The organism is Mycobacterium sp. PTI7 (genome assembly GCF_056679845.1).
Genome location: NZ_CM155252.1, coordinates 3,924,786 through 3,951,680 on the forward strand (window position 1 = coordinate 3,924,786; position 26,895 = coordinate 3,951,680).

The 26,895-nt window shown below is 70.5% G+C and carries 27 protein-coding genes; 12 read left to right on the forward strand and 15 right to left on the reverse strand.

The window, feature by feature from the left end:
- Positions 1-2: 2 nt before the first annotated feature.
- Positions 3-1,130 carry a hypothetical protein gene (locus AC1MEY_RS18895; RefSeq protein WP_480226958.1) on the reverse strand — a complete coding sequence of 376 codons (1,128 nt, stop codon included), beginning with the start codon at positions 1,128-1,130 and terminating at the stop codon, positions 3-5.
- A 140-nt stretch (positions 1,131-1,270) separates the two neighbouring features.
- Between AC1MEY_RS18895 and AC1MEY_RS18900 the strand changes: the two genes are divergently transcribed.
- Positions 1,271-2,149, forward strand: a complete 879-nt coding sequence (locus AC1MEY_RS18900; RefSeq protein ID WP_480226959.1) for an IclR family transcriptional regulator — start codon at positions 1,271-1,273, stop codon at positions 2,147-2,149.
- On the opposite strand, the gene AC1MEY_RS18905 is transcribed toward AC1MEY_RS18900, so the two are convergent.
- From AC1MEY_RS18905 to AC1MEY_RS18940, 8 genes are all read right to left on the reverse strand, one after another.
- The gene (locus tag AC1MEY_RS18905) at positions 2,124-2,552 is read right to left on the reverse strand and encodes a DoxX family protein (RefSeq protein ID WP_480226960.1); all 429 of its coding nucleotides are present in this window, start codon (positions 2,550-2,552) and stop codon (positions 2,124-2,126) included. The two genes, AC1MEY_RS18900 and AC1MEY_RS18905, sit on opposite strands and share 26 nt — an antisense overlap.
- Positions 2,552-4,633, reverse strand: coding sequence for a RecQ family ATP-dependent DNA helicase (locus AC1MEY_RS18910; RefSeq protein WP_480226961.1), 2,082 nt, complete (start codon positions 4,631-4,633; stop codon positions 2,552-2,554). The genes AC1MEY_RS18905 and AC1MEY_RS18910 overlap by 1 nt, the downstream gene beginning before the upstream one ends.
- Before the next feature lie 85 nt (positions 4,634-4,718).
- Entirely contained in the window at positions 4,719-5,435 is a 717-nt protein-coding gene (locus AC1MEY_RS18915) for a TIGR03943 family putative permease subunit (protein ID WP_480226962.1), read from the reverse strand.
- Complete coding sequence (locus tag AC1MEY_RS18920) at positions 5,432-6,427, reverse strand: permease (protein WP_480226963.1); 996 nt, start codon at positions 6,425-6,427, stop codon at positions 5,432-5,434. The genes AC1MEY_RS18915 and AC1MEY_RS18920 overlap by 4 nt, the downstream gene beginning before the upstream one ends.
- A gap of 79 nt (positions 6,428-6,506) precedes the next feature.
- Positions 6,507-7,235 (reverse strand): PAQR family membrane homeostasis protein TrhA, encoded by a 729-nt coding sequence (gene trhA / locus AC1MEY_RS18925; protein ID WP_480226964.1) that lies wholly within the window; start codon positions 7,233-7,235, stop codon positions 6,507-6,509.
- 159 nt (positions 7,236-7,394) lie between these two features.
- Complete coding sequence (gene dmpG / locus AC1MEY_RS18930; protein ID WP_480226965.1) at positions 7,395-8,456, reverse strand: 4-hydroxy-2-oxovalerate aldolase; 1,062 nt, start codon at positions 8,454-8,456, stop codon at positions 7,395-7,397.
- On the reverse strand, positions 8,453-9,385 hold the full coding sequence (locus AC1MEY_RS18935; protein WP_480226966.1) for an acetaldehyde dehydrogenase (acetylating): 933 nt from the start codon (positions 9,383-9,385) through the stop codon (positions 8,453-8,455). Before AC1MEY_RS18935 ends, dmpG begins: the two co-directional genes overlap by 4 nt.
- 21 nt (positions 9,386-9,406) lie before the next feature.
- On the reverse strand, positions 9,407-10,192 hold the full coding sequence (locus AC1MEY_RS18940) for a 2-keto-4-pentenoate hydratase (protein ID WP_480226967.1): 786 nt from the start codon (positions 10,190-10,192) through the stop codon (positions 9,407-9,409).
- A gap of 71 nt (positions 10,193-10,263) precedes the next feature.
- Here AC1MEY_RS18940 and kstD point away from each other — a divergent pair, with 71 nt between their 5' ends.
- The 3 genes from kstD (at position 10,264) to AC1MEY_RS18955 (ending at position 14,109) form a co-directional block, all read left to right on the forward strand.
- A complete protein-coding gene (kstD, locus tag AC1MEY_RS18945; protein WP_480226968.1) occupies positions 10,264-11,958 on the forward strand; it encodes a 3-oxosteroid 1-dehydrogenase in 1,695 nt (564 codons plus the stop codon).
- Complete coding sequence (locus tag AC1MEY_RS18950; protein WP_480226969.1) at positions 11,958-12,818, forward strand: MaoC/PaaZ C-terminal domain-containing protein; 861 nt, start codon at positions 11,958-11,960, stop codon at positions 12,816-12,818. Before kstD ends, AC1MEY_RS18950 begins: the two co-directional genes overlap by 1 nt.
- Positions 12,819-13,107: 289 nt before the next feature.
- Positions 13,108-14,109 (forward strand): MPT63 family protein, encoded by a 1,002-nt coding sequence (locus AC1MEY_RS18955; RefSeq protein ID WP_480226970.1) that lies wholly within the window; start codon positions 13,108-13,110, stop codon positions 14,107-14,109.
- Between the two features lie 61 nt (positions 14,110-14,170).
- On the opposite strand, the gene AC1MEY_RS18960 is transcribed toward AC1MEY_RS18955, so the two are convergent.
- The 3 genes from AC1MEY_RS18960 to AC1MEY_RS18970 form a co-directional block, all read right to left on the reverse strand.
- Positions 14,171-15,106, reverse strand: coding sequence for a hypothetical protein (locus AC1MEY_RS18960; RefSeq protein ID WP_480226971.1), 936 nt, complete (start codon positions 15,104-15,106; stop codon positions 14,171-14,173).
- Between the two features lie 169 nt (positions 15,107-15,275).
- The gene (locus AC1MEY_RS18965) at positions 15,276-16,058 is read right to left on the reverse strand and encodes a hypothetical protein (RefSeq protein ID WP_480226972.1); all 783 of its coding nucleotides are present in this window, start codon (positions 16,056-16,058) and stop codon (positions 15,276-15,278) included.
- A 42-nt stretch (positions 16,059-16,100) separates the two neighbouring features.
- Positions 16,101-17,207: a hypothetical protein gene (locus AC1MEY_RS18970; protein WP_480226973.1), complete on the reverse strand. Its 1,107-nt coding sequence runs from the start codon at positions 17,205-17,207 to the stop codon at positions 16,101-16,103.
- 200 nt (positions 17,208-17,407) lie between these two features.
- On the opposite strand from AC1MEY_RS18970, the gene AC1MEY_RS18975 reads away from it, so the two are divergent.
- Positions 17,408-17,989, forward strand: coding sequence for a YdcF family protein (locus tag AC1MEY_RS18975; protein ID WP_480226974.1), 582 nt, complete (start codon positions 17,408-17,410; stop codon positions 17,987-17,989).
- A 16-nt stretch (positions 17,990-18,005) separates the two neighbouring features.
- Positions 18,006-18,614, forward strand: coding sequence for an LbetaH domain-containing protein (locus AC1MEY_RS18980; protein ID WP_480226975.1), 609 nt, complete (start codon positions 18,006-18,008; stop codon positions 18,612-18,614).
- On the opposite strand, the gene AC1MEY_RS18985 is transcribed toward AC1MEY_RS18980, so the two are convergent.
- From AC1MEY_RS18985 to AC1MEY_RS18995, 3 genes are read right to left on the reverse strand one after another with little or no spacing between them, the layout of a single operon-like run.
- Entirely contained in the window at positions 18,574-19,905 is a 1,332-nt protein-coding gene (locus AC1MEY_RS18985) for a lipopolysaccharide biosynthesis protein (protein ID WP_480226976.1), read from the reverse strand. The two genes, AC1MEY_RS18980 and AC1MEY_RS18985, sit on opposite strands and share 41 nt — an antisense overlap.
- Positions 19,902-20,801, reverse strand: coding sequence for a glycosyltransferase family 2 protein (locus AC1MEY_RS18990; RefSeq protein WP_480226977.1), 900 nt, complete (start codon positions 20,799-20,801; stop codon positions 19,902-19,904). Before AC1MEY_RS18990 ends, AC1MEY_RS18985 begins: the two co-directional genes overlap by 4 nt.
- On the reverse strand, positions 20,798-22,042 hold the full coding sequence (locus tag AC1MEY_RS18995; RefSeq protein WP_480226978.1) for a hypothetical protein: 1,245 nt from the start codon (positions 22,040-22,042) through the stop codon (positions 20,798-20,800). Before AC1MEY_RS18995 ends, AC1MEY_RS18990 begins: the two co-directional genes overlap by 4 nt.
- A 436-nt stretch (positions 22,043-22,478) precedes the next feature.
- Here AC1MEY_RS18995 and AC1MEY_RS19000 point away from each other — a divergent pair, with 436 nt between their 5' ends.
- Genes AC1MEY_RS19000 through AC1MEY_RS19025 form a run of 6 tightly spaced genes read left to right on the forward strand, consistent with a single transcriptional unit; the run spans position 22,479 to position 26,892 of the window.
- Complete coding sequence (locus AC1MEY_RS19000) at positions 22,479-23,027, forward strand: WcaF family extracellular polysaccharide biosynthesis acetyltransferase (protein WP_480226979.1); 549 nt, start codon at positions 22,479-22,481, stop codon at positions 23,025-23,027.
- On the forward strand, positions 23,027-24,142 hold the full coding sequence (locus AC1MEY_RS19005; RefSeq protein WP_480231561.1) for a glycosyltransferase: 1,116 nt from the start codon (positions 23,027-23,029) through the stop codon (positions 24,140-24,142). Before AC1MEY_RS19000 ends, AC1MEY_RS19005 begins: the two co-directional genes overlap by 1 nt.
- A complete protein-coding gene (locus AC1MEY_RS19010) occupies positions 24,139-24,807 on the forward strand; it encodes an SGNH/GDSL hydrolase family protein (RefSeq protein WP_480226980.1) in 669 nt (222 codons plus the stop codon). The genes AC1MEY_RS19005 and AC1MEY_RS19010 overlap by 4 nt, the downstream gene beginning before the upstream one ends.
- Positions 24,804-25,556, forward strand: a complete 753-nt coding sequence (locus AC1MEY_RS19015; protein WP_480226981.1) for an SGNH/GDSL hydrolase family protein — start codon at positions 24,804-24,806, stop codon at positions 25,554-25,556. Before AC1MEY_RS19010 ends, AC1MEY_RS19015 begins: the two co-directional genes overlap by 4 nt.
- Positions 25,553-26,224 (forward strand): YveK family protein, encoded by a 672-nt coding sequence (locus tag AC1MEY_RS19020; protein ID WP_480226982.1) that lies wholly within the window; start codon positions 25,553-25,555, stop codon positions 26,222-26,224. The genes AC1MEY_RS19015 and AC1MEY_RS19020 overlap by 4 nt, the downstream gene beginning before the upstream one ends.
- Positions 26,221-26,892 carry a YveK family protein gene (locus AC1MEY_RS19025; RefSeq protein ID WP_480226983.1) on the forward strand — a complete coding sequence of 224 codons (672 nt, stop codon included), beginning with the start codon at positions 26,221-26,223 and terminating at the stop codon, positions 26,890-26,892. Before AC1MEY_RS19020 ends, AC1MEY_RS19025 begins: the two co-directional genes overlap by 4 nt.
- Positions 26,893-26,895 lie beyond the last annotated feature (3 nt).

Consider the following 26,895-nt stretch of genomic DNA (forward strand, 5'->3'; position numbering starts at 1 on the left):
GTCTAGCCCACCATCCTTTCGCCGATGAGCCGCTGGCGCAGCGCGATCCGCTCGCGCCAGTCCTGCTCGGAGATCCTGTTGGTCTCGTAGTGGGGCAGCACCGACGGCAGCTGGTCGAGGTCGACGATCTCGAGCGTCGGGCCGTCGGCGGCGGTCAACTCCCGCGACACCCGCTGCCACCGGAACTGCAGGTAGCCCTTGGCGTGCCCGAGCGTCTCGCACCAGTTGGTGACGCCCGGGTTCTCGTCGGACACCACGATCCGGATCTTGCCGTCGGGATCCGCCTGCGCCTGTGTGCCGTTGAGCGACGTCTGGTGGTTGATGTAGTCCAGCGAGATGTACCAGAGGCTGCCCAGCTGGAAGCCGAGGTACGGCGCGTCGCTGGCGGGCAGGGTGATGACGATCGCCTGGCCGGGCGCCAGATCGTAGTGTCCGACCGAGGAGTACTGCGTCGCCAGTCCGCCGGGCGTCAGGCGCGGTGCGGTGAGGGTGTTGACCGGTAGGTCGTCGTAGAACCACTTCGGGAACTGCAGCCAGGTCTTCACCCGCTGCACCAGCTGCTTGCCCGCCACCGCATAGCGCTTCTCGATGAGTTCGGCACTCAGGGGCGGCGGAGCGGTGCCGACGGTGTCGCTGCGCGAGATGGCGAACGTGCCGCGCTGGGCGGACCAGTCGTTGTAGACCTCGCGAATGACCAACTGCGACGGCGTCTTCGGGGTGAACCGCCACTCGAACGTGCCGTCATCGGCGATGTCCAGCTTGCGGTCGTCGAAGGCCGTGTCGCTGTCGGGCACGTTGTCGTCGGTGTACTCGCCACCGAGCAATTGAAAGCTCACGTCGGTGGTGGTGCCGCGCCGACCGGTGACGACGTACTCGTTCCCGGGCTGCACGCTCGTCCCGAAGTACATCGTGTCGGGGTTGTCGAGGCCCATCTTGGTGAACGGGCCGGTGCCGCTGTGCAGGAAGGGATGGTCGCGGTCGTAGTCGAACGCGACGGAGGTGCACGCCGCGATGCAGCCAGCCAGGTACTGCAGTCCCTCGAGGAGGTCGGCCTCGGACTCGATGAACGGGGCGGCGGCGACGAGGCTCTCCGCCTCCGCGATGGCTTCTGCCAATGGCTGTGAGTACATGTGGCGTGCTGACCCCTGACCCGATCGATGGCGACCAACGTTCCAATATTGGACCGCGCTGGTAGAGTTTCCGACCTGACACTAGAACGTGTTCCAATTCGCGTCAACGTCCGGCGGCGGCCCGGGGAGAGGAGGGGCGGGTGACCGACCGTGCCTCACCACCGACCCGGCGGGTGGTGGAGATCCTCGACTTCCTGGCCAGACATCCGCACGACCGGTTCGGCGTCTCCGAACTCGCCCGGCGCACCGGCCAGAGCAAGCCGACGTGCCTCGGCATCGTCACCACCCTCGCCGAATCCGGTTACCTGGTTCGCGATTCGCAGGACAAGACCTATCGGTTGGGGCCGTCACTGATCTCGCTGGGACACATCGCCCAGGAATCGCTACGGGTCAGCCCGGCCGCACGCGAGGAGTTGCGGAGGCTCTCCCGGCAGTACGACACCACGGCGTCGCTGGCCGCGATCGTCGACGAGCGGATCACACTGCTGGACCTGGTGGGACCACCCGGCTCCGACGTCGGCGTGCGCGCCGGGCAGAGCTACCCGTTCGCGCCACCGGTCGGACTGATGTTCGTGCTGTGGGACGACGACGCGCTGCGCGACTGGCTGGCCCGGGAGCCCACCATCCCGCTGCGCACCGACTCCGACCGGTTGGACCGCGTCGTGGCCGAGTGTCGGGCGACGGGCTACCTGGTGGAACGCCAGACCGCGGGCGGTCGACGCCTCTACGCCCTGATGGCGGGCATGTCGAACACGCTGCCCCAGGAACTGCGGGCGCTGCTCGGCGAGTTGATCTCCGACGTCGGCGAGCGCGTGTACCTGCCCGGCGAGGCCGGCTCCAGCCGGCAGAAGCACGACATCAGCGTGATCTCCGCGCCGGTGTACGACCACTACCGGCGGCAGGCGATGGTCGTGTCACTGCGAATCGGCAGAGCACTGACCGATGCCGAGATCGCCCGGCACGCCAGGGGATTGATGGCCACGGCGCACACCCTCACCGTTCAGCTGGGCGGGCACTGACCGACCTGCGGGCACGCCACGCGGCCCAAGCTCCCGTGGACCAGAGCGCCCAGAGGATCAGCAGCGGCTGGAACGCCAGCCGGATCGCCCGCGAGCGATCGGAGTCCAGCCCGAAGGCGTCGGAGTGCGTCAGATACTGCGAGACGTTGCCCGGGAACACCACCACGAACAGGGCCGCGGTGAGCCAGCCCAGCGGGACCCGCCAGCGGGGCAGGACGACCAGCGCGAACCCCAGGACGATCTCGACGACGCCGGACGCGGCGATCACGAACTCGGCGTTCAGCGGCAGCCACGGTGGGATCTGTGCGTAGAACGCGGTGCGGGCGAACGTGAGGTGGCTGACGCCGGCGAACACCAGTGCCGCGCCGAGCAGGACCCGCGCGACGGCGCGGACCACGCCCATCAGCTGACCGCCGCGATGGCGAACGGCAGGACCTCGGGCGCGCCGGCCTGGCGCACCGTCCGGGCCGCCATCGTCAGCGTCCACCCCGTGTCGGTGAGGTCGTCGACCAGCAGCACCGGCCCGTCGAACGGCGCCGACTCGGGCGGGTCCCACGAACCGGACAGTCCCGCAACGCGATACGCCGAGTTGGCCGCCGTGACCGGCCGGCGCTCGACCGAGTACCGCAGGGTGCCGAGATCGGTGAGCCGGCCCAGGTCGGCGAGCTTGCCGACCAGCGAGGAGATCAGGACGGGGTGTCGCCGAGAGTCCAGCCCCATCACCGACGTCGGCCGGGTCTCCCAGTCCCACGCCGCGAGCACGGCGACGGCCGCACGGACCAGGTCGTCGGGGGCCTCGGCGTCCGGCCCGTCGAGGACGGCGCGCAGACGGGCACCCCACCCCAGGTCGGTCAGGCGCCCGATGGCCCGTCCCGGACCCGGGCCGTCGGCGATCTTGCCGCTGAGGCTCACCCCGAGTTTCGCCAGACCCGACGGCCACTGCCGGCGCGGCGCGATCTGGACCCCGGGTCGCATCAGCCGTTCCCGGGCCGCCTCGGCCGCCGAGGCGTCGACGGCCGACTCGTAGTGCGCCCCGGTGCAGTTGTCGCACCGGCCGCAGCGTTCGCCGTCGATCAGCTCGGGATCGTTGAGCTGCCGGCGCAGGAAGACCATGCGGCACTCGTCGGTGTCGAGGTAGTCGAGCATCGCCTGCTGCTCGCGCTGCCGGGCCTCCTCGAGTCGGCGGTACCGCTCCTCGTCGTAGCTCCACGGCTGTCCCGTGCTGATCCACCCGCCCTTGACGCGGCGCACCGCACCGTCGACGTCGAGCACCTTGAGCACCATCTCCAGCCGGGTGCGGTTCAGGTCGACGAGCGGCTCCAACGCCGGCGTGGACTGCGGGCGCTCGGGTTCGAGGGCGTCGATCACGTTGCGCACCATCGGTTCCGAGGGGAACGCCACCGACGCGAAGTACCGCCACACCTCGCGGTCCTCGGCGCCGGGCAGAAGCACCACCTCGGCGCTGTCGGTCGAGCGGCCCGCGCGACCGACCTGCTGGTAGTAGGCGATCGGCGAGGCCGGTGCGCCGAGATGAACGACGAAGCCGAGGTCCGGCTTGTCGAACCCCATGCCCAGCGCCGACGTGGCGACCAGCGCCTTGACCCGGTTGGCCAGCAGGTCGTTCTCGAGCTGCTCGCGCTCCGAGGTCTCGGTCGCGCCGGTGTAGGCGTGGACGGCGTGCCCACGTTCGGCGAGCATGGCCGCCACGTCGTTGGCCTGCGCCACGGTGAGCGTGTAGACGATGCCCGACCCCGGCAGGTCGGTGATGTGCTCGGCGAGCCAGGCCGCACGCTGCGCCGGGTTGCCCACCTTGACGACGGCCAGTCGCAGCGACTCGCGGTCCAGGCCGCCGCGCAGCACCAGGGTGTCGCCCCCGCCGACGCCGAGCTGACTGCTGACGTCGGCCACCACGCGGTCGTTGGCGGTCGCGGTGGTCGCGAGAACGGGGATGTCCGAACCTAGTTCGGCGACCAGCGTGCGGATCCGCCGGTAGTCGGGGCGGAAGTCGTGCCCCCAGTCGGAGACGCAGTGGGCCTCGTCGATCACGACCAGACCGGCGTCGCGGGCCAGGGCGGGCAGCACCTCGTCGCGGAAGTCGGGGTTGTTCAACCGTTCCGGGCTGACCAGCAGCACGTCGAGGTCGCCGGACGCCACGTCGCGGTGCACGTCGTTCCAGTCGGTGACGTTGCTCGAGTTGATGGTCGCGGCGCGCACGCCGGCGCGTGCCGCGGACTGCACCTGGTTGCGCATCAGCGCCAGCAGCGGCGACACGATGACCGTCGGTCCCCTGCCCTCGGCGCGCAGCAGCTTCGCGGCGATGAAGTAGACCGCCGACTTGCCCCACCCGGTGCGCTGGACGACCAGCGCCCGCCGCCGCTGCACCACCAGTGCCTCGATCGCCGTCCACTGGTCGTCACGCAGGATGGCCTCCGGGCCGGCGAGCTGCTCGAGCAGCGTCTGGGCCTGTTCGCGGGTGGCGGTCATGGGCGGGCGACGGGGCGGGGGGTGCGACGGGAGGTCTTCACACGCCCATCGTGCCGGGTCGGTCCGACGGACGGCCCGGCAGCCGTCAGTAGGCGTAGGTGTTGGCCGGCTTGTCGATGCGCGTCACCGAGGCGGCGGTCAGGGTGGGGATGAAGTCGTTGGACGCGTCCGCCGAACCCGGGACGACGTCACCCTCGACCCGGATCCACGTCTCCTCGCCGAAGCCGGCCGCCACTTCCGCGCCGCGTCCGGACAGCCTGATCCGCGCGAGCTGGGCGTCGGCGGCGCAACACACGATCACCACCCGCGCCAGGTAGACGCCGTCCGGGTAGCGCAGCGTGAACCCCGAGGCCGTGATCGTGCGTCCGTCGAGGCTGCGCGCCGGATCGGCCGCGGCGCGCATGACGATCTCGGGTACCGGGACCGTGGGCGAGGGTCCCGGCGGGAGCGGCGCGAAGCTGCGCGGCGGCGGCGCCGACGTGGCGGGCGGTGCCGCGGCACCGCGGGCGTCCAGGGGCGGCGGCACCACGAACGCGATCATCGCGATGGGGACGAGCAGGAACCAGGCCAGACCGGTCCGGTGCCGATGGCCATCGTGATCGTCCTCGTGGTCGTCGGTGCCCGCGCCGCGGATGTCCCGGACCACGGCAGCGAGCCCCAGCGCGATCAGCACGACGGCGGCGATCACCAGCCAGGGGAGCAGGCTCGGTTTCACGTAGTTCACGTAGGTGCCCTTGACGAGCATCACCGCGATACTGGCGCCGACCAGCAGCAGCACGAGGTTCTGCGTGAAGCGGCTCACGGGCGGTCCCCGAGGAACAGCAGGCCCACCACGGTCGCCACCACCGTCGCCACCACGAACGTGGCGGGTCCGAACCGAACGGCGAACCGCCGGCCGAACGTCCCCGCCTGCATGGCGGACAGCTTGACGTCGACCGCCGGGCCGACGACGAGGAACACCAGCCGCGGCACCAGCGGCAGCATGGTCAGGCTGGCGGCGACGAACGCGTCGGCCTCCGAGCACAGGGCCAGGACCACCGCCAGCACCGCCATCGTCAGGACGCCGAGCAGCAGGTGGCCGGCGAGGTGCTCGAAGATCCAGTCGGGCACCATCACGCGCAAGGCCGCTGCCGCCGCCGCGCCGAGGACGAGGTAGGACGCCGCCTGCAGGAAGTCGTGTCGGGCCGCCTCGCTGAACACCGTCCATCGCGACTCTCCCGGCCGACGGTCGGTGCGCGGCAGTGACCGCGTCACCCATTCCTCGCGGCCGAAGCGCATCCAGGCCAACCCCATGATCACCGCGGTCGCCAGCGAGGCCACGCAGCGGGCCAGCACCATCAGCGGCTCGCCGGGGAACGCGACCGCGGTGGCCACCAGGACCACGGGATTGATCGCCGGCGCCGACAGCATGAACGTCAGCGCCGCCGCGCCCGTGCGTCCCGGCGCGTACAGCCGCCGGGCGACGGGAACCGACCCGCACTCGCAGCCGGGCAGTGCCGCTCCCCCGACGCCCGCGACGAGGACGGCGGCCGCCGGGCGGCGCGGCAACCACGACGCCAGCCGCTCCGGGCTGACGAAGGCCGCGATGGTCCCGCTGACCACGACGCCGAGCACGAGGAACGGCAACGCCTGCACGAACACGCCGCTGAACACCGTCGCGGCGACACCGAGGTCGACGTGGTCGGTGACGGCCGCGCGCAGCCAGCCGGCCGAGACCGCGAGCACGACCAACCCGACGAGCAGCACCTCGAGCGAGCCGACGCGACGTCGTCTCGAGGTCGGGGCGGCGGTCACCGCACCATCCTGCACGGGTCCCCTGGGAGGTTCTCGTCCGCGCGGGTGCGGCGCGTCGATGAGGCTGGAGGGCGTTACGTCACTGCACGACGAGCCAGATGGCGACGAAGTGGCACGTCGCCCCGACTGCGGTGAAGGCGTGGAAGAACTCGTGGTGACCGAAGGTCGTCGGCCACGGATTCGGCCACCGTGCGCCGTAGAGGATCGCCCCGATGTTGTAGAGCACCGCACCGGCGATCAGGAGGATGACCACGAGCGGCCCCGCGCCGTCGAGCAGTTCCTCGACGAAGAGGACCGCGACGTAGCCGAGCAGCAGGTAGAGCGGTACGCCCACCCACCTCGGGGCCGACGGCCACAGCATCTTGAGTGCGACGCCGGCCGCGGCCCCCGACCACACGATGATCAGGACCTTGGTACCGACCTCCGGGGGCATGGCCAGCATGGCCAGCGGTGTGTAGCAGGCGCCGATGAAGATGAAGATCAGCGAGTGGTCGAGCCGCTTCATCCACTTTTCGGTGACCGGCGAGTCCCACTGCACGCGGTGGTAGGTGGCGCTGACGCCGAACAAGCCGACGATCCCGACCGCGTAGACGGCGGCCGCCAGGAAGGCTCCGGGGCGCGGGGCGTGCCAGGCGCTCCACAGCAGGGCGATGCCCGCGATGGCGGCCACCCCGGCTGCGACCAGATGGATCATGCCGCGGGCCCGGGGCACGCCGATGAAGTCCGCCACGGCCTCTGCCGCGGTGGGCACGTGAACGTGTGCCACCGGGTCCAGGGACTCGGGCATCGTCGTCTCAGCCGGTCGCACGGTCAGGGCGGCCTCCGATGTCGTGAGCGCGTCAAGATCTCGGTCTGGCAGAGCGTCGTGGGACCACGACGGTGCCCCGCGAGCCTACCGTGGCGATATTCGCTGTGCGGACCGGGAGACGTTCGTTAAGCGGCTGTTGCGCTATCGATACCCGTGCCGTCAGCCGGTGGTTGCCGAGGCGTCCTGTTCGCGCTTGATTTCGAGGGCGATGTCGATGAGTTGATCTTCCTGGCCGCCGATCAACTTGCGCTGTCCGGCCCGGTGGAGCAGCTGGTGGGCGGGCACGCCGTAGCGTTCGGACTGGCGGATGGCATGCTTGAGGAAGCTGGAGTACACCCCGGAGTAGCCCATGACCAGGGCATTTCGATCCAGGAGGCATTCGGCGGGCATCGCCGGGCGCACGACGTCCTCGGCGGCGTCGGCGATCTCGAAGAAGTCGATGCCGGTCTTGACGCCGATCTTGTCGAACACCCCGATCATCGCCTCGACCGGCGCGTTGCCCGCACCCGCACCGAAGCGCCGGGTGCTGCCGTCGATCTGTTTGGCGCCCGCACGGACCGCCTCCACCGAGTTCGCCACACCCAGGCCAAGGTTCTCGTGACCGTGGAACCCGACCTGCGCATCGTCGCCCAACTCCGCGACCAGCGCCGCGACCCGATCGGCGACGCCCTCGAGCACCAACGCCCCCGCCGAATCCACGACGTAGACGCACTGACAACCCGCATCGGCCATGATGCGGGCCTGGGCGGCGAGCTTCTCCGGCGGGATCGTGTGGGCCATCATCAGGAACCCGACGGTCTCCAGGCCGCGGTCGCGGGCGAACCCGAAGTGCTGGACCGACACGTCGGCCTCGGTGCAGTGCGTGGCGACCCGGCAGATCGACCCGCCGTTCTGCTGCGCCTCGGCGATGTCGTCCTTCGTGCCCAGACCCGGCAGCATCAGGAACGCGATCTTCGATTCGGTGGCCGTCTCGGCCGCGAGCTTGATCAGCTCCTGCTCCGGGGTCTTGGAGAAGCCGTAGTTGAAGCTCGACCCGCCCAACCCATCGCCGTGGGTGACCTCGATGACCGGCACCCCCGCAGCGTCGAGGGCCGCGACGATCGACCGCACCTCGTCGGCGGTGAACTGATGACGCTTGTGATGGGACCCGTCGCGCAGCGACGTGTCGGTCATCCGCACGTCCCAGCTGGCGTCGAAGTAGATGTCCTCGCTGATGCTCATGCGTGTCCCCCCGTGGTCGCAGCCAGAACTTCCTTGGCGATCTCCTCGCCCACCTTGGTGGCCGCGGCGGTCATGATGTCGAGGTTCCCCGCATACGGCGGCAGGTAATCACCGGCACCCTCCACCTCCACGAAGACCGTCACCAACGCCTGTCCACCCGAGTGCATCGAGGGCGGGTCGAACTGCGGCTCGTTGAGCAACCGGTACCCCGGCACGTAGGTCTGCACCTGCGCCGCGACGTCGGTGATCGACGCCGTGATCGCATCCTGATCGGCGTCCTCGGGGATCGCGCAGAAGATGGTGTCGCGCATGATCATCGGCGGCTCGGCCGGATTGAGGATGATGATCGCCTTGCCCCGGGTGGCGCCGCCGATGACCTCGATGCCCCGGCTGGTGGTCTTGGTGAACTCGTCGATGTTGGCCCGCGTCCCCGGCCCCGCCGACGCCGAGGACACCGACGCCACGATCTCCGCATACGGCACCACCCCGCCCTGCTCGGCGACCGCGCGCGTCACCGCGTAGACCATCGGGATGGTGGCCTGCCCGCCGCAGGTGACCATGTTGACGTTCGGACTGTCGAGGTGCTCGCGCAGGTTCGCCGGCGGAATCACCCCGGGCCCCACCGCCGCCGGGGTCAGGTCGATCGCCCGGATCCCCGCCTCGGCGTATCGCGGAGCGGCGTCGCGGTGCACGTAGGCACTGGTCGCCTCGAACACCAGATCGGGGCGCTCGTCGCGCGCGAGAAGCCAGTCCACACCCTCGTGGCTGGTCTCCAACCCCAGCTTCCGCGCCCGCGCCAGGCCTTCGCTGTCGGGGTCGATGCCGATCATCCACCGCGGCTCCAGCCAGTCCGACCGCAGCAGCTTGTAGAGCAGGTCGGTACTGATGTTGCCGGACCCGACGATCGCGACGGTTGCCTTGTCAGGCATGACTTCTCCTCATTGACACGGTCATTCGAAAGAGAGACGAACCGAACCTAGTCCGTCGAACGTGGCTACGAAATCGTCACCGGGACGAGCATCTATCGCACGCGTGCACGACCCCGGCAGGACCACGTCGCCGGCCTTCAACCGCACCCCGAACTGATCGACCTTGCGCGCCAGCCACGCCACCGCGGTCACCGGATTGCCCAGCACCGCATCACTGCGCCCCTCGGCCACGACCTCGCCGTTGCAGGTCAACACCGCGTCGATGTTCTTGATGTCGACGTCCTTGGGCGACACCCGCTCACTGCCGAGCACCCACCCCGCCGACGACGCGTTGTCCGCGATCGTGTCGCACAACTTGATCTTCCAGTCGGTGATCCGGGTGTCGATCAACTCGATCGACGGCGCGAACGCCGCCGTCGCGGCCAGCACGTCGTCCTCGGTGCACCCCTCACCGGGCAGGTCGTCGGCCAGGATGAATCCCACCTCGACCTCCACCCGCGGATAGAGGAACGTGCCCGCCGGGACCGCGACGTCCTCGAACACCTCCATCTCGGCCAGCAGGTGCCCGTAGTCGGGCTCGTCGACGCCCATCATCTTCTGCATGGCCTCCGACGACAGCCCCACCTTGTGCCCGATCACCCGAGACCCCGACGCCACCCGCGAACGGATGTTGATCAGCTGGATCTCGTAGGCATCGACCACGTCGATGCCCGGATTCGCGTCGGTCAGCGGCCGGATCGGCACCCGGTCACGCTCGGCTCGGGCCAGATCGGCCGCCAGCTGCTCGCGCACCTCAACGGGCAACATTCGTGAAGTCCCCTCGTTTAGTTGACCGGCGCTGTTGTTGGATCGCCGGGCCATTCTATAACGTGTTCTACATGACTGAGCAGGAGTACGACGTCGTCGTGGTCGGAAGCGGCGCCGCCGGCATGGTCGCCGCCCTCACCGCAGCCCACCAGGGCCTCTCGACACTAGTCGTAGAGAAGGCCCCGCACTATGGAGGTTCGACGGCCCGATCGGGCGGCGGCGTGTGGATTCCGAACAACGAAGTGCTCCGGCGCGATGGCGTCAAGGACACCGCCGAGGCGGCCCGGACGTACCTCCACACCATCATCGGTGACGCCGCACCCGCCGAGAAGATCGACACCTACCTCGAGCGCGGTCCCGAGATGTTGTCCTTCGTGCTGAAGAACTCGCCACTCAAGCTGTGCTGGGTGCCGAACTACTCCGACTACTACCCGGAGACGCCGGGCGGCAAGTCGACCGGCCGGTCCGTCGAGCCGAAACCGTTCAACGCCAAGCGACTCGGTGCCGACGAGAAGGGCCTCGAGCCGGCGTACGGCAAGGTGCCGATGAACATGGTGGTGATGCAGCAGGACTACGTGCGGCTCAACCAGCTCAAGCGCCACCCGCGCGGTGTCCTGCGCAGTCTCAAGGTCGGCATCCGCTCCGTGTGGGCCAACACCACCGGCAAGAACCTGGTCGGGATGGGGCGCGCGCTGATCGCCCCGCTGCGGATCGGCCTGCAGGACGCCGGGGTGCCGGTCCGGCTCAACACGGCGCTCACCGACCTCTACGTGGAGGACGGCGTGGTCCGGGGCATCTACGTGCGCGACTGCACCGGCCCGGAAAGTGCCGAGCCGCAACTCATCCGCGTCCGGCGCGGCGTCATCCTGGGCAGCGGCGGCTTCGAGCACAACGAGCAGATGCGGGTGAAGTACCAGCGCGCGCCGATCACGACGGAGTGGACGGTCGGCGCGGTGGCCAACACCGGCGACGGCATCGTGGCCGCCGAGAAGCTGGGCGCCGCGCTCGAGGTCATGGAGGACGCCTGGTGGGGTCCGACGGTCCCGCTGGTCGACTCGCCGTGGTTCGCGCTGTCGGAGCGCAACTCGCCCGGGTCGATCATCGTCAACATGTCGGGTCAACGGTTCATGAACGAGTCGATGCCCTACGTCGAGGCGTGCCACCACATGTACGGCGGCGAGTTCGGCCAGGGCGCCGGACCCGGCGAGAACGTGCCGGCCTGGCTCGTCTTCGACCAGCAGTACCGCGACCGCTACATCTTCGCGGGACTGCAACCGGGACAGCGGATCCCGAAGAAGTGGCTCGAGTCCGGCGTCATCGTGAAGGCCGACACCCTCGACGAGTTGGCGCAGAAAACGGGCCTGCCCGCCGACGCGTTCCGGGCGACGGTGGACCGGTTCAACGGCTTCGCCCGCAGCGGCGTCGACGAGGACTTCAAGCGCGGCGAGAGCGCGTACGACCGTTACTACGGCGATCCGACCAACAAGCCGAACCCCAACCTCGGCGAGATCAGCCACGGCCCGTACTACGCCGCCAAGATGGTGCCCGGCGACCTCGGCACCAAGGGCGGCGTCCGGACCGACGTGAACGGTCGGGCGCTCCGCGACGACGGCTCCGTGATCGACGGCCTGTACGCCGCGGGCAACGTCAGCTCGCCGGTCATGGGCCACACCTACCCCGGCCCCGGCGGGACCATCGGTCCGGCCATGACGTTCGGCTACCTCGCGGCGCTGCACCTCGCCGGCTCGTCCACCGGCGGTCGCTGATGCCGATCGACCTCGACGTCGCGCTGGCGGCGGAGCCCGCGACCGCCGAGTTCTCGTGGACGAGCAGCGACGTGCAGCTCTACCACCTGGGACTCGGGGCGGGTGCCGACCCGATGGATCCGCGCGAACTGCGCTACCTCACCGACGACACACCGCAGGTGCTGCCGACGTTCGGCAACGTGGCGCAGAGCTTCCACATGACGGAGGCGCCCACCGTCCGGTTCCCCGGCATCGACATCGAGTTGTCGAAGGTGTTGCACGCCAGTGAGTCCGTCACCGTTCCCGGTCCGATCCCGGCCGCGGGAACGGGTGTGGCGACCACCCGCTTCACCGACATCTGGGACAAGGGCAAGGCCGCGGTCATCTGGTCGGAGACCACGGTGAGTTCACCGGACGGCACCCTGCTGTGGACGCAGCGGCGGTCGATCTTCGCGCGCGGTGAAGGTGGCTTCGGCGGCGAGCGCGGCCCCTCCACGTCGTCGGAACCCCCGCAACAGGCACCCGATCACGACTTCACCATCGCGGTGTCACCGCAGCAGGCCCTGCTGTACCGGATGTGCGGCGACCGCAATCCGCTGCACTCCGATCCCGCCTTCGCCTCCGCCGCCGGATTCCCGAGGCCGATCCTGCACGGCCTGTGCACGTACGGCATGACGGCGAAGGCCCTCACCGACCTCCTCCTCGACGGCGACACCTCCCGTGTCGGCCGGTACGGTGCCCGCTTCGCTGGTGTCGTCTTCCCCGGCGAGACCCTCCGCGTCCGGGTGTGGCGGGACGGCACGGGTTACCAGGCGGTCGTGACGGCGCCCGACCGCGACGACGCCGTCGCGCTGGCCGGCGTGGAATTCGTCCCGGCCTGACGTTCGGTTGCTCGGCAAACGCCCGCCGGGTAGCTGCCGACCCCCGGGGTCTCGACCACGCCCACACCACGCGTGGCCGGACCCGACCAATGGGTTTGCAGCGCTGCGTTGTAGCGGTACAGAAGGCCTCCGCAGCAGCGAATCGGGTGATCCGGATGATTGTCCCGCCGCTCAGCGGGAAACCATCGACGGTTCCCAGGCGCACACAGCGGCCTGCTAGTTTCGGTTGACGTGATCATCCCGTCGGGGGATGCCGACAGTCGATAAGACACTCAGGAGGGCACGACACGTGAAGTACACCGTCACCATCACCAAACTGGCCGCAGCGGCCGTCGCCGCCGGCGCGATCGTTGTCGCAGGCGCGGGCATCGCCTCCGCCGAGGGCGCAGCCATGCAGCCCATCGGCCAGCAGGGCGAACTCGTCGACGGCGCCGTCGTGCAGCACTGGACCGTGACCGGCCTGAAGCAGAGTTCGGACGTCATCCCCTACCAGCCCGCCGGAACGCTCTGGGAGGTCACCGCGACCGACGAGGCCGTCCAGGGTGGCGCGACGCCGATCGTGTCGAACTTCAACGCCCGCGCCGCCGACGGCCAGACCTACCGGGCGCTGTTCGGGGTGGCCACGCCGCAGGGCGTCAACCCGTCCACCATCGCGCAGGGCCAGTCGACGAGCGGCAAGATCTACTTCGACGTGACCGGCGCGCAGCCCGACAGCGTCGTCTACAACGCCGGGGGCCAGGACCGCCTCGTCTGGACTCCCGCTCCGGCGCCGCAGCCGTCGACCGGGGGCAGCACCTCGTCCTACCCGTCGAGCCGCGGCGGACAGACCGCGTCGACGCCCGCCGCCGCCGAAGCCGCGACGCCCGGTGAGGCCGCCGCCGCAACCCCGGCCGGCATGGCGACACCACCCGAGGGCACCGCCGCATCGACCGAGGGCGCTCCGCTGCCCGCGAGCACCAATCGCGTCCCCGGCGCACCGCTGCCCGAGGGAAGCACGGGCACGCCGCTGCCCCAGGGAAGCACCGGGACTCCGCTCCCCGCCGGCAGCCAGGGCACTCCGCTGCCTGCCGGTAGCCAGGGGACGCCGCTGCCCGCGGGCACCGAGGGCGCGCGGATGCCCGCCTCGGTGCAGCAGGTCCCGGCCGAGGCCGGCGCACCCGCGCCCGCACCCGCCGCCGTGTCACCCGCCGCACCCGCAGCGCCGGCCCCGGCTCCTGCTCAGGGATCCTCGGGAACGCCGGTCTCACCGGCAGCGCCGACGACCACCGTGGTGGTGCCGCCGCCGAACTGACCCGGTCAGCCCGACGACACGTGGGCCGCTGATCTGCCTCCGGGCGGATCAGCGGCCTTCGTCATGAATGGGAGGACCACCAGCGGTACAGCTGCTCGAGGGTGGGCCCGCGCTCGTCACCGCGGACCGCGGCGACGAGCAGTTCCGCGTCGTCGGTCCACGCCAGCGTCGGCAGGTCACGCTGGAAGCCGCAGAACAGCGTGCCCGCGACGACGTTCGGAGATGCGTTGCGGCGCCAGGGTCCTGGCGACTGGATCGCGCCTGGGCAGTTGACGACCGTGGACGCGCGGATGATGTCGTCGAACGCGACCTTGAGTGCCGCACGGTCGGGAAGCAGCGTGTACGTCGCCAGCGGTGGGCCACCGGGATCGGAGTTGCGCTCGCAGCCGAACTTCGCCAGCGCACCCTTCGGGGTCGCAACCGGCTCGCAGGCCGCGGCCGCGTAACCGGGTGGCAGCAGTTCGCCGAGGCGTTCGCGGGCTTCCGACTCGGGCATCGCGGACGGCGTCGGGGTGGTCGGGGCAGGTGCCGGTTCGTCGTCGGAGGAGGTCGAGACCCAGACGCCCAGACCGCCGAGGATCACCAGTGCGGCCACCGCAATCGCGATGGGCCGCTTCGGAATCGAGCGCGTCGGTCGCACGGGTCGCTGCCGCGGCATCACCACGACCGGTGGCGGCGTGGGCAGCCCGCCCGACCACGGTCCCTCGTCGTGCTGTTCCTGGGGCCGAAAGGGCCCGGACGGGTGCGGGATCGGGCCGGAGGCGTGCGGCGCGTGGGCGTCCGGGATCGCGGAGCCCGGCGCCGGGGTCTCGGGGCCCGTCGCTTCGTCGACGGGGATCTCGTGTCCGCCCGAGTCGTCACGCGGGACGGGAATCGGTGCGGAGTCGACCGGCCGGGTGGAAGCACGCCTCGGCCCGGTGTAGTTCGGGTGTACGTCGGCGGGCCATCCGTCGGCGTCCGACGGTTCCGGCGGCCGCGACTCCGGGGGCAGCGTCACGCCTGCACCTCGGTTCGGATCGCCATCACGTCACCACTCCTGAAGTCGTCCACGGCAGCACCGGATGTGTCCCGGTGAGCGACAGAACCCACGCCGGGTCTGCCGTACCGAGGGTAGTGGCCCCACTGGCCCGCCGGGTACGCGTCGGCGGCGGCGGCCGGGGCCGGCCCTACATGCGGCGCGCGAGGTCCTCGTCGCCGCGCGGCGGGGCCACGGGAGGTCCGACGGGCGGTCCACCGGCACTCGGGGCGCCACTGCCGGGTCCGGCCGCCGCACCCGGCGACGGGTCGGCCCGGGGACGCTCCTCGGTCTCGCGCAGACGCTCGCGATCCTCGCGGGCCTGGGCGTCGTCGTGCCGCTCGGCGGGGACGTCATCGCGGGGCTGACCGCCCGCGGGCGCCGCACCGCCCTGAGTTGCGCCCTGGCCGGCACCGGCAGGCGCGCCGCCCCCGGCGGGCGCTCCCCCGCCCTGTCCCGCACCGGCGGGCGCACCCTGGGGAGCGCCCGATTGCGGTGACCCGCCCGGCTGGCCACCACCCTGGGATCCGCCGCCCTGCTGACCGCCGAAGCTCTGCGCGGCCTGCATCGCCTGCTCCATGATCTTGCCGAAGCCACCGCCGCCGCCGGCCTGCTGGCCCGCCTGCTGACCGGCCTGCTGCGCCATCTGGCCCATCTGACCCATCATGCCGCTGATCTGACCCACCGACTGGCCGCCCGAGTCATCGGCGTTCTCGTAGGCGGACTGCGCGGCCACGACCTTGCCGGAGAACATCGATTCCTTGGCCTGCAGCGAGGCGACACTGGCCGCGAGCGGCGCCGTGAGCATCGGCAGCGCAGCGGAGATCGTCATGCTCATGGCGTCCGCGCCGGGTGGGATCATCGGCGGCGTGGGAAGTTCGACCGTCGCGGGATCCCAGTTGATTCCCTCGGGCTTCTGCAGTGGGGACGACATCAGCGGTCACCTTCCCGGAGTTCGATTGCCTCGCAACGTGTCTCACCAGTCATCGTCGGCGTCGTCCTCACCCAGGTCGTAGTCGAGTGCGGCGGGCGGCGCCAACGACGCCGTCGAGCCACCCCCTCCCGACTCGCCGCGGTGCGGCATCATGCCCATCCCGCCGCCCATTCCGCTCGACACAGGCGCCACGCCGCCGACCGCCGCGCTGTTGGCCCCCGCCGTCACGGCGACGGATTCGGGCGACGTGCCGACCAGACCCGCCATCAGCGGCGTCTGCGCGCCGATCCCGCCGGAACCCGGCAGCGACGCGGCCTTGACCATGCCCGCTCCGCCGCCCGCGCCCGAGCCGCCCGCCAGCGGATGATTCGAGAACGCGGAGAAGGGCGCCGAACCCATGCCGCCGCCTGCGCCGCCACCCTTGCCGCCGAACATCGACGTGAGCTGCTGCAGCGGCTGGGTCAACTGCTGAAGCGGCTGCACGAGCTGCTGCGGCGCCTGCGTCACCATCCCGCCCAACTGCTGGGGTAGCTGCATGGCCATCTGCATCATCTGCTGCATCATCTGCATGCCCTGCTCGGAGCCGCCCTGACCTGCCTTGGCCGCCTGCTGCGCGCCCTGTGCCGGCGCGCCCGGCGACCCGGTACTCGGCGTCGTGGGCGCAACGCCCAGGCTGCTCGCGAGTTCGGCGGTGTTGGCGTTGACGTAGGCCACGTTCTGGGCGAGGCCCATCTTCATCCGGCTCTGGATCAGCTCGGAGGTATTGCTCACCGGCATCGCCTGGATGGCCTCGCACTCGCGCTGCGTCTCCATCGCCGTGGCGTTCACCAGCGCCTTCGTACGCGCGACGGTGACCTCCATGCTGCGCAGCTTCACCGCGATCGCCGCGGCCTGCGCCGCGTGCGCCTCGTGCCCGCCGATGATGGTGGTGGCCTCGCCCGCGGCGGCGACCGCGCCGCCGCCGGTCCACTTCTCCGACAGCGACATCAGCTGACTGTGCTGCAACGGGACGACAGAGCCGGTCAGCTTCATCGCGAGTGCCTCGTACTGGGCGGCGGCCGCCGCCAGCGTGTCCTCGTCGACGTTGGGCCAGCCGGGCCCCATGACCGTCTGCGATCCGTACGGGCTGACGTCGGCCTGCAGTCCCACGACAACGCTCCCCTCACCACACGCGTCGGATGTCCCGATCAACCCTACCGCCGAGACCGCCCCTGGCAACGCGCGTATTCGCGCCGATGACCTCCGTGGCGTCACCGAGCCAGGTGGCAAACGACGTTCGTGGTGCGTCCGATCGGCCCACCCGCACACTTCGGCCGACCGGGACAGTGCGGATCGGGCACAATCGACCGGTGCGCCGCGACCTAGATCGGACGTCGACCGCACGACCTCGACCCCGGCGGCGCATCCGTCGACTCCTCGCCGGCCTCTGCGCCGTCGTGCTCCTCGCGGTCGCCCTCGGCTACCCCGTCTACGTGCGACCACAGATCGATCCGCTCCAGAAGGCGGACGCCATCCTGATCCTCGGCGGACCGAGTTACGCCCGCTACGGCTACGGTCTCGAACTCGGCTCGCAGGAGTGGGCGCCGACCGTGGTGCTGTCCAACCCCAACGGGGCCCGAGACCCCTGGCTCACCGAGCAGTGCACGCTCCCCCGCACCTACGAGCTGCTGTGCTTCGCGCCGGACCCACCCACCACCAAGGGCGAGGGCCGCGAACTCGCGCGTCTCGCGACCGAACGCGGATGGCGGACGGTCATCGTGGTGACGTTCCGGCCGCACGTGTCACGCGCGCGCCACATCCTGCACCAGTGCTTCGGCGGGCGACTGATCATGGCGGAACCGGGCGCCCCGCTGTCGGCTGACCGATGGGTGGCGGAGTACGTGTACCAAACGGTCGGATACGTGCGTGCGGTACTTCAGCCGGGGTGCTGACGGCTAAGATCCGCACATGGCGAGGCGACGCAGTCGACTGCAGTTCGGCCTCGCCCGGGTGTGGGCATACCCGCTGTGGCGCAGCGTCGCTCGGGCCGGGGTCGCCGACGTCGTCGATGCCGACGTCGACTGGTGGATGCGGTGCATCGACGATCCGGCACTCCTCGAACTGGACCGCTATACCCGGTTCGCATTCCTGAGCGGAGCCCTCACCGAGTTCCGCAACCTGGTGCACTTCCGATTGCGTGCGGCGCCGGCCGTCGCGCGGGTCGTCCTGCGGATCCTCTACCGGCCCATGCCCACCCTCGTCCTCGAGGCCGACTCGATCGGACCGGGGCTGTTCATCCAGCACGGGCAGGGAACGATCGTGACCGCAACGTCGATCGGATCCCGCTGCTGGATCAATCAATTGGTGACGATCGGCCACGACGCCAAGGGGAGGCCCACGCTGGGCGACGACGTCCGGGTCGGCGTCGGAGCGGTCGTGCTGGGACCCATCACGCTGCACGACGGATGCACCGTCGGCGCCAACGCGACGGTCGTCCGCGACGTCGACTCCGGTGACACCGTGGTGGCCCCCATGGCTACGTCCCTGCGGCGAGGTCATCCGTCCGACGACGGATGACCCTCGGCACCCAGCACACGTCGGGAGCCACCTGAGCGAGCGCGATGGCCACGGCAGCGGCCAGGACCACACCGACCGCACCCGCTGCCCCGGCCACCACACATGCCAGGCCGATGCTCAGCACGGCCATGACGGTCGTCCAGATCGCCTGCCAACGAGCCTCGTTCGGCCGCGTCAGCAGAACTGCTGCCGGCAGGTGCATGGCCTGGCCGACGAGCAGGAGACCGAAGGCCAGACCCAACGTCGGAGCGACCACGATCGCTCCGTCCGACAGGACCCGGGCGATCCAGGGACCGAGCCACCACAGCGCCGTGCCGGCCACCGCGGCCCCTGCGGCGAACACGACGACGAGCCGCCGCCACGTCCGGATCGTCTCCTCGACCGCCGAGCGTCGCCTCACGAAGACCGGCCAGAAGGCCAGGCCCGCAGCCGACAGCACCTGCCAGCACGCCGCGTACACCATGGCCAGCAGTGCGTACCCCGCGAGCTGGTCCGGCGTGGACAGGTGGGCCAGCACCATCCGTCCGCTCTGGCATCCCGCAGCCAGACCGACGGCGACGAGGAACAGCCACAGGCTCCCCTCGAGGAGACGGCGGCTCGAGCGAACCGTGCGAGCACGGGTCAGCACCGACACGTCGAGCCTCGTCAGCCGCAGCGCGATGACGGTCCCGACCGCCTGTCCCGCGAGCAACCCACCGAGAGACGAGGTCACGTACCAGATGCCGTCGACCTCGGCCATCCGAAGCAGGAGAGTCAGGCCGAGCGCGAACGCGGGACACGTCATCAGGACGAGGGTCGCCAGCGGGTTCCGGTCGACGCCGATCAGCATTCGCACGCCGAGGCCCGCCGGAATCGTCAGCCCGAACAGGCACGAAGCGACGGTGATCGCCCATCGATCCTGCGCCCCGGACGAGAACCCGACGATGGACGCCCACCCGTCGGCTGCCATGACCACGAGCGCGAGCGCGATCACGCCGATGGCGACGCACGTCAGCACCTGGTACCCGCGCCGGATGACGTCGGCGGCGCGAGGATCCCGGCTCGCACCGCGTAATTGGGCACTCGCACTGATGACGGTGTCACCGACGCCGAAGTCCGCGAATGGGAAGAGCAGCGTCACGGTGGCGACGAGGGACACCAGACCGAACACCTCCGCGCCCGTCTCACGCACGATGACGGCCACGTTCAGCAGGCTCAGCGCGGCGGTGACGGGTGTCCCGACGAGACGGTAGAGCGGTCCGAGCAGGACGGCCCTGCGTTCCCGGGTGACGAGGCCGTGTGGTGTGGTCACCATCGCGTGGTGGCGCCGACGCGCCCGACGGCGATCCGTGCGGCACTCAACGACGCATAGGCGAACGAGTAGGGCCCGGGCCGCCCGTGGCGCAGGGACGCCGCCATCGCCCGGCCCACGCCGGCCACCGAACCGGCGGTGACCGCCGCACTCACCGGGTTGGAGCAGAGATAGTCACCGCGGACCCGAGCCGATTCGGTGCCGAGATGTTCGAGCCCCCAGGCGATGTACGCCGCGCTCCTGTCGGTGCGGTCACGCGACACCGAGTCACCGCGGACGTCGTACACGCTCAGGACATCCGGCACGTGCAGCAACCGCACGGTCGGGAGGGTCCGCTCCACGTCGAGCAACCACGTCGGTTCATCCTGCAGGCCGGCGGAATTCGCATCCCACCGCACCCGGCGGGCCAACTCGACGGGGAACATCAGCGTCGATGCCTGAAGGACACGATCACCGACGCCGAGCCGGGCGACGCGGAACAGATAGTCGGCCACGGACTGCCCGGGCAGGATGAGCGTTCGCGGCCAGATCCTCCGACGACTGCCCGGCCCCAGGACCGCCATGCGCGACGAGACGATCCAGTCGGACTCACCGCTCACCGCCGCCAACTGCCGTTCGACCTTCTCGGGCAGCCAGGTGTCGTCGTCGTCGAGTAGGGCGATCACCCGTCCTCGCGCGGCGTCGATGCCCACTTGCCTGCAGCGGCCGGCGCCGCTGCCCGCGGGCGCGCGCACGACCGTGATGCGGTCATCCTCGGGCACGGCCACCGGCGCTGCGGTGTCCAAGACCACGATGACCTCCGCGACCGGTATCGACTGGGCGAGAACGGACTTGATGGCTCGTTCGAGGCTCGGCCGCCCGACCGAGGGGATGACGGCGGTGACGGTCGACGTCATGACGGGACCGACCGAGCGCGCAGAATGCCGAAGAGAATCGCCACGCAGGCGTACTCGGCGATCGTGTTGTACGTCCACGGCGAGTAGAGCATGTCCCAGATCCCCTGGAGCGCCACGATCAGCACGATCGGCGACCATCGCCCGAACTCGTCGTTCCGCCACACGACGACGACGCAGACGTAGAGCAGCCACGCCGGGAGCAGAGCTGCCGGCAGACCGCCCTCCGCCCATGAACCGAGCAGTATGGAGTGCATGGCCGAGTAGTCGAACGCCGGTAATCGCCAATACAACTCGAAGGGAAAGGTGGGGCTGAATCCCATGTCGACCGCGAGGTGCTGTGCGCGGGTGTAGACCTCGGTCGTGAGATTCATGCCGCTCCCCCACCCCAGGAGCGGACGCTCGGCGATCGCCGTCAGGGTCAGGGGCGGCTCGGTGCGTCCGCCGAGCAGGAGCGGAAGCCCGGTACCGTCCTGCTGCAGCGTCTTCCGCTGCAGGACCGCACCGAAGATCCCCGCCCGAGCCGCGACGGGCATCACCAGCGCGAAGATCATGCCGAAGGCGATGACCGCCGTGAACTGCCACCCGCGTCTCACCCGTGCGCCGAACACCCTGCGGGCGAGGAGGATCGCTGCGGCGACGACGCAGACCAGGGCGTGCGCCCGGAAGTTGAGGGCGAGGCTGCCCACGCCGACGACCGTCAGCACGGCCGTCGTGACCCACCACCGGACACCGCCCTGGACGAGACCGAACACGACGACCACCGTCACCCCGTGCGCGATGCCGTACTTCCAGACGTCGAGGAAGTTTCCGGTGCTGGTCCGTTCGATCCCCTCCGTGAGGAAGAAGACCACCGTGCCGGCACCGATGCCCGCGAGAAGGAACGACACGCGGTCGATCGATCTGTCGCTCAGCACCGTGAGTCCCATGAAGTAGAGCGAGAAGGCCGCCGGGACGAGCGCGTTGGGCCACAGCACGTCGACGCCGTTGAGGAGACAGGACGCGAGGTGCGCCGCCCATCCCAGCGCGGCGAGGACGAGCGGCAGCAGGTCCGCCCCCCGGTGCCGCATCAGAAGGAAGCCGGGCACCAGGGCGAGGCAGACGATCGACAGCGTCGTCGCCGCGACGCCTGCGACCTGCAGTCCGGACGTGGCCCCGACGAGGAGGATCGCCACGTGCGCGGTGAGCGGGATGCGCGACGAGTTCGTCTCCGCGAGGTCTGCGGGCCCCACTGCCGTCGTCACCACTCATCACCTCCTCGATGGCGCCGGGCGGATCGGACCCCGGCCCGTCCATCTCGGTCGGGCCGGGTCCACCGGATCAGCGCGGTCTGACGGACGCTGCGCCAGAGTCACCTACGACTATCGGCGTTCGCTGGAGAGGGCGTCCATGAACCCCAGGAGCGAGGACCGACGTGCCGGAGGGACTAGTCCGGAGGGTGCCGTCCACCCGCTCCGTCGATGCCACACCCCGCCGATCCGGGCCGTTGAGAACCTCGTGTCTCACCCCGCCGCAGGCCGGCGGGCCGAACGGGAACTAGTCCTCGCCGACGACGAGAACTAGTTCCCCGCAGCCGAAGACGGCCACCGCCACCGACCGGCACCGCGCATAGAATCGCTGCATTCGATCAAGCGTGAGTCGCCGGGAGATCCGGTCATCGCCGCACCGGGGGGTGTCGAAGTGGTTGCAACGGAGGCATCTACGCGTTGGTCGCTGGGCGCCCGTCGGGGACGCGCCTATGACAAGGGCCGCAACCCGCTGACGCAGGCCCTGTGGGTGGCCGTCTCGGAGCTGGTGGTCACCAAGGTGTGGTGCCCCAACGGCGTGCGGTGTGCGGTACTGCGCTGGTTCGGCGCCGAGATCGGCCGCGGCGTCCTGATCAAGCACCGGGTGCGGATCCACTGGCCCTGGAACCTCTCGATCGGCGACGACTCCTGGATCGGCACCGACGCCGAGCTGTACAACCTCGACCGGATCACCATCGGCTCCGACGTGTGCATCTCGCAGCACGCGTACCTGTGCACCGGAAGTCACGATCGCCACTCGCCGACCTTCGACTTCGACAACGGACCCATCGTCGTCTCGGACGGCGTGTGGATCTGCGCCAGGTCGACGGTGTTGCGGGGCGTCACCATCGGCGCGGGCTCCGTGATCGGCGCCACCTGCCTCGTGACCCGGGACGTACCCGCCGACTCCGTCGTGCGGCGACCCGCCGCGGAGATCGCGTGATGCGCGTCCTGCAGGTGGTGTCGCTGGTGAGCCCGGACGGCGCCTTTGGTGGACCCGCCCGGGTGGCTCTCAATGCGAGTGCCGAACTCCTGCGTCGCGGGCATGACGTCACCATCGCCGCCGCGACGCGCGGCCTCCCTCCGGGCAGTTCGACGTTCGACGGCGTTCCGGTCGAGCTGTTCCCGGCGCGACAATGGTTGCCCACCAGCAAGTTCTACGGCATGGGCGCGTCCGGAATGGGGCGGTGGCTGCACGCCAACTTGGCCACCTACGACGTCGTCCACGTCCATCTCGCGCGAGATCTGGTGACGCTGCCCGCGGCACTGTCCGCGCGCCGGCACGGCGTCCCGTACGTGGTGCAGACCCACGGCATGGTGACGCCCTCGACCCATCCGGCAGCCGCGCCGCTGGACGCGGCCTGGACGCGTCCGGTCCTGCGCGACGCCGCCGCGGTCTGCCATCTCACCCGGCTCGAACGGAATCAGCTCAGCGCGGTCGGCGGACACCGTCTGCGATTCGTGGAAGTTCACAACGGCGTCCCCGCGTACGACCTCCCGACGATCCCGCAGGACCCACCGGAGGTGTTGTTCGCCGCGAGACTGCACGGGAGGAAGAAGCCGCTCGCATTCGTCGCCATGGCCCGGATGCTCGAAGCGTCGGGATCGCGCGCGCGTTTCACGCTGCTCGGCCCCGACGGGGGACAGGGTTCGGCCGTGGTGGCCGCGACCGTCGGATGCCCGAGCATCACCTGGGAGGGCGCCGTCGACCCCGAGCTGCTGCCGCTGCGCATGGCCGAGGCGCAGGTGTTCGTGCTGCCATCCGTCCGGGAGCCCTACCCGATGGTGATCCTGGAGGCCATGTCGGTCGGTCTGCCGGTGGTGATCTCGGATGACTGCGGGCTTGCCGACGTGGTCGACCGGACGGGATGCGGAATCGTCACCGACCCCTCACCGCCGTCCCTCGCCACTGCGGTCGGGAAGCTGATCGACGATCCCGTCCTCGCCGGCGACATGGGACGCCGCGGACGGGCCGTCGCGCGGTCGGAGTTCGGGATGGCCGCCGTGGGCGAGCTACTCGAGAACACGTACGCCGCTGCCATCGGCGACCGGTCATGAGGCCGCCGAGCGCCACGTGGCGGCGGATGCCGGCCGCGCTGCTCGCGCTCGTGGTCGCCGCAACGCTGTCGACCGCGGCCCTGCTGCCGTCGCGGGACACGCAGCAGGCGGACACGGCGCGGCCGCTCAGCATCGCGGTCATCGGTGACACCTTCACCGCCGGCGAACTCAACGGGGTCGTGTGGCCCACCCTCCTCGCCCGACGGACCGGCTGGACGTTCTCGAACTTCGCGCTGCCGGACGCCGGCTTCGCGGCCGACGGTCGCGGCGGGCACGCGTTCACCCATCAGGTGGATCGCGCGCTGGCGGCCCGCCCCGGCGTGATCCTCATCGTCGCAGGGCAGGCCGACAACGGCGTGCAGAACATGGGCCTGGTCGCGATGGGCGTGCGGGATGCACTGAACAAGGCCATCCGCAGCGGCAGTCGGGTGCTCGTGGTCGGCCCGACCTGGTACGAGTCACCGGTGCCGGAGAAGGTCGACGTGGTCTCCGCCACGGTCGCCCGCATCGCCGAGGAGACCGGCGTCCCCTTCCTGCGCGCGACGGACCCACCGTGGCTCGACGCGTCGCAGATGGGACCGAACCTGCACAGTCCGAACGACGTGGGGCAGTCCGTCATCGCCGACGAGATCGCTGCGTGGCTCCCGACGGAACTCGCGACGTGACCCGGCGTCTGCGCACCGAGGCGGTCGCGATGGCGATCGCGGTGGCGTTCGTCCTCGCGGGGCTGGCGTGGACCGTGCGGCCCCAGGACACGTCGTGGTCTGCCCACCGTGCCGCCGACGTCGGCGTACCGCACCGGGCCGCACGCGAGGCCGTGCTCTTCATCGGCGACTCGTACACCGACGGCCGCCACGGCCTGCGCGAGATGTCACCCAGCTGCCGGGCCGCCGCATCGCTGGGCATGCTGTGCCACTTGTCCGCGGTACCCGGAACCGGATACGTGAGCGGCGGGCCCGCGAACCGGTTCCTCGTGGACGAGTACCGCGGTGCGTCGACCTCCTTCGCCGAGCGCGTCCCGTCCCTGTCGCAGTCGGTCGACCCGCGGGTCGTCGTGCTCGACGGCGGGCGCAACGACGTCTTCGTACCGAGGAGCGACCTCCTGGCCGCGATGACGGCGACGGTCGCCGACGTCCACGTCGCGTGGCCCCGAGCCGCGATCGTGCTCGAGCGGCCACGTTTCCTCGCCCGGCCCGCCGATGACCTCGGCGTCGACGGCGACCTGACGAGCCGCCTGATCCGGGACACCACGGCCGCGCGAATCCTGGTCATCGATCCGATCGGCTCGTTGTCGACCTCGGACACCCGCGGACTGGTCGGCCCCGACGGGGTGCACCCCAACGCCTCCGGCGACCGCGCTCTCGCGTACGCGATCGCCGAATCCCTGCGACGACGGGGCTTCGACCTTCCATGAGCGCTTCGACCGGTGCCCTCACCGCCTATGCCGCCGTCCTGGCGTGCCGCTGGCGCTGGCTGGTGTGGGGCGTCCTGGGGTCACTCGTGGTCACCACTGCAGTCCTCGTCGCGGCGCCGACCCACTACCGCTGCACCAGCACCGTGTTCGTCAGAACGCCCGGCGACGTGAGCACCGTCCGCGACGGTGGCGACTCCTATGCCCGTGGCCGGGCGCGCACGTACGCTGCCGTGGTCACCAACCCGGGACTGACCGCGCGCGTGGCCGCCGGCATGGGTTCCGGCGTCAGCCCCGGCGCACTCGCGGACGGGATCAGCGCCACGAATCCCGCCGACACGGCGCTGATCGACGTCACCGTCACCGGACCGACACCCGGGGATGCGCAACGGACGGCGACGGTACTGCTCGACCAGTTCGCCTCCCTCGTCGCCGATCTCGAGTCGGTCCCGGGGTCCCTGGTGCCACGCGCCGAACTCGTCGTCGTCAACCGGCCCGACGCGGCCGTGCCGATCGTGGCGTGGGGTCTGCCCGTCCCCGCCGTGCTGGCGGGTGCGGCGCTCGTCGGATTCCTCCTGGCCGCACTGTGCGTCGTCGTGGCCGATGCAGCGGCGAGTCGACCGGCGGCGTCCGTCGCCCGGGCCGCCCGCTCGTCGGAGCGCGTCTCGTGACGACGACCCTGGCGGACACGGTCGTCGAGGTACGGCGACGATGGCGGACGCTGCTGATCGTGACCGTCCTGATCGCGGCGATCGGCCTCGGCTGGTTGTCGGCCACGCCGGTCACGTACACCGCGTCCACGCAACTCCTGGTGTCGGTGGCGGGATCCACGACGTCGACCGCCTACCAGAACGACGACATCGCCCGGGAACGGATCAATTCGTACATCCCGCTGATCGCCAGCGACGTCGTGGCCCAACGGGTCGTCGACGCGCTCGGCCTTCGGACGTCCGCCCGAGACGTCGCCGACCGCGTCAGCGCCACCAGGGTCCCGCCGAACACGTCGATCATCGACCTGGAGACCACCGCGAACTCCGCCGACGCCGCCGAGGCACTGGCCGATTCCTATGCCCGCCAATTCATCGCGTACACGGCGGCGATCGAGACGGCGACCGGCGCGGACTCGCACCGGATCCGCGTCACCGAGATCGGGTCTGCGTCCGACGCTCGCGACGACACCGCGATCCGCATCGCCGTCGGCGCCCTGGTGGTCCTCGTGGCAGTGCTGCTCGGCGTCGTGGCCGTGTGGGTCGCATCTCGCGCGACACCTGGCCGCGACCCCGGCCGATCACGTCTGGTCGATCCGTACCGGACGAACCCCTCTCCGAAAGGCATGTGACAC

What these genes read in the sequence shown, in the direction of transcription:
- AC1MEY_RS18895 (WP_480226958.1), bottom strand. Translation starts at nt 1,130, where the DNA reads ATGTACTCACAGCCATTGGCAGAAGCCATCGCGGAGGCGGAGAGCCTC.
- AC1MEY_RS18905 (WP_480226960.1), bottom strand. Translation starts at nt 2,552, where the DNA reads ATGGGCGTGGTCCGCGCCGTCGCGCGGGTCCTGCTCGGCGCGGCACTG.
- AC1MEY_RS18910 (WP_480226961.1), bottom strand. Translation starts at nt 4,633, where the DNA reads ATGACCGCCACCCGCGAACAGGCCCAGACGCTGCTCGAGCAGCTCGCC.
- dmpG (WP_480226965.1), bottom strand. Translation starts at nt 8,456, where the DNA reads ATGAGCATCAGCGAGGACATCTACTTCGACGCCAGCTGGGACGTGCGG.
- AC1MEY_RS18935 (WP_480226966.1), bottom strand. Translation starts at nt 9,385, where the DNA reads ATGCCTGACAAGGCAACCGTCGCGATCGTCGGGTCCGGCAACATCAGT.
- AC1MEY_RS18940 (WP_480226967.1), bottom strand. Translation starts at nt 10,192, where the DNA reads ATGTTGCCCGTTGAGGTGCGCGAGCAGCTGGCGGCCGATCTGGCCCGA.
- kstD (WP_480226968.1), top strand. Translation starts at nt 10,264, where the DNA reads ATGACTGAGCAGGAGTACGACGTCGTCGTGGTCGGAAGCGGCGCCGCC.
- AC1MEY_RS18950 (WP_480226969.1), top strand. Translation starts at nt 11,958, where the DNA reads ATGCCGATCGACCTCGACGTCGCGCTGGCGGCGGAGCCCGCGACCGCC.
- AC1MEY_RS18965 (WP_480226972.1), bottom strand. Translation starts at nt 16,058, where the DNA reads ATGTCGTCCCCACTGCAGAAGCCCGAGGGAATCAACTGGGATCCCGCG.
- AC1MEY_RS18980 (WP_480226975.1), top strand. Translation starts at nt 18,006, where the DNA reads ATGGCGAGGCGACGCAGTCGACTGCAGTTCGGCCTCGCCCGGGTGTGG.
- AC1MEY_RS18990 (WP_480226977.1), bottom strand. Translation starts at nt 20,801, where the DNA reads ATGACGTCGACCGTCACCGCCGTCATCCCCTCGGTCGGGCGGCCGAGC.
- AC1MEY_RS19005 (WP_480231561.1), top strand. Translation starts at nt 23,027, where the DNA reads ATGCGCGTCCTGCAGGTGGTGTCGCTGGTGAGCCCGGACGGCGCCTTT.
- AC1MEY_RS19010 (WP_480226980.1), top strand. Translation starts at nt 24,139, where the DNA reads ATGAGGCCGCCGAGCGCCACGTGGCGGCGGATGCCGGCCGCGCTGCTC.
- AC1MEY_RS19020 (WP_480226982.1), top strand. Translation starts at nt 25,553, where the DNA reads ATGAGCGCTTCGACCGGTGCCCTCACCGCCTATGCCGCCGTCCTGGCG.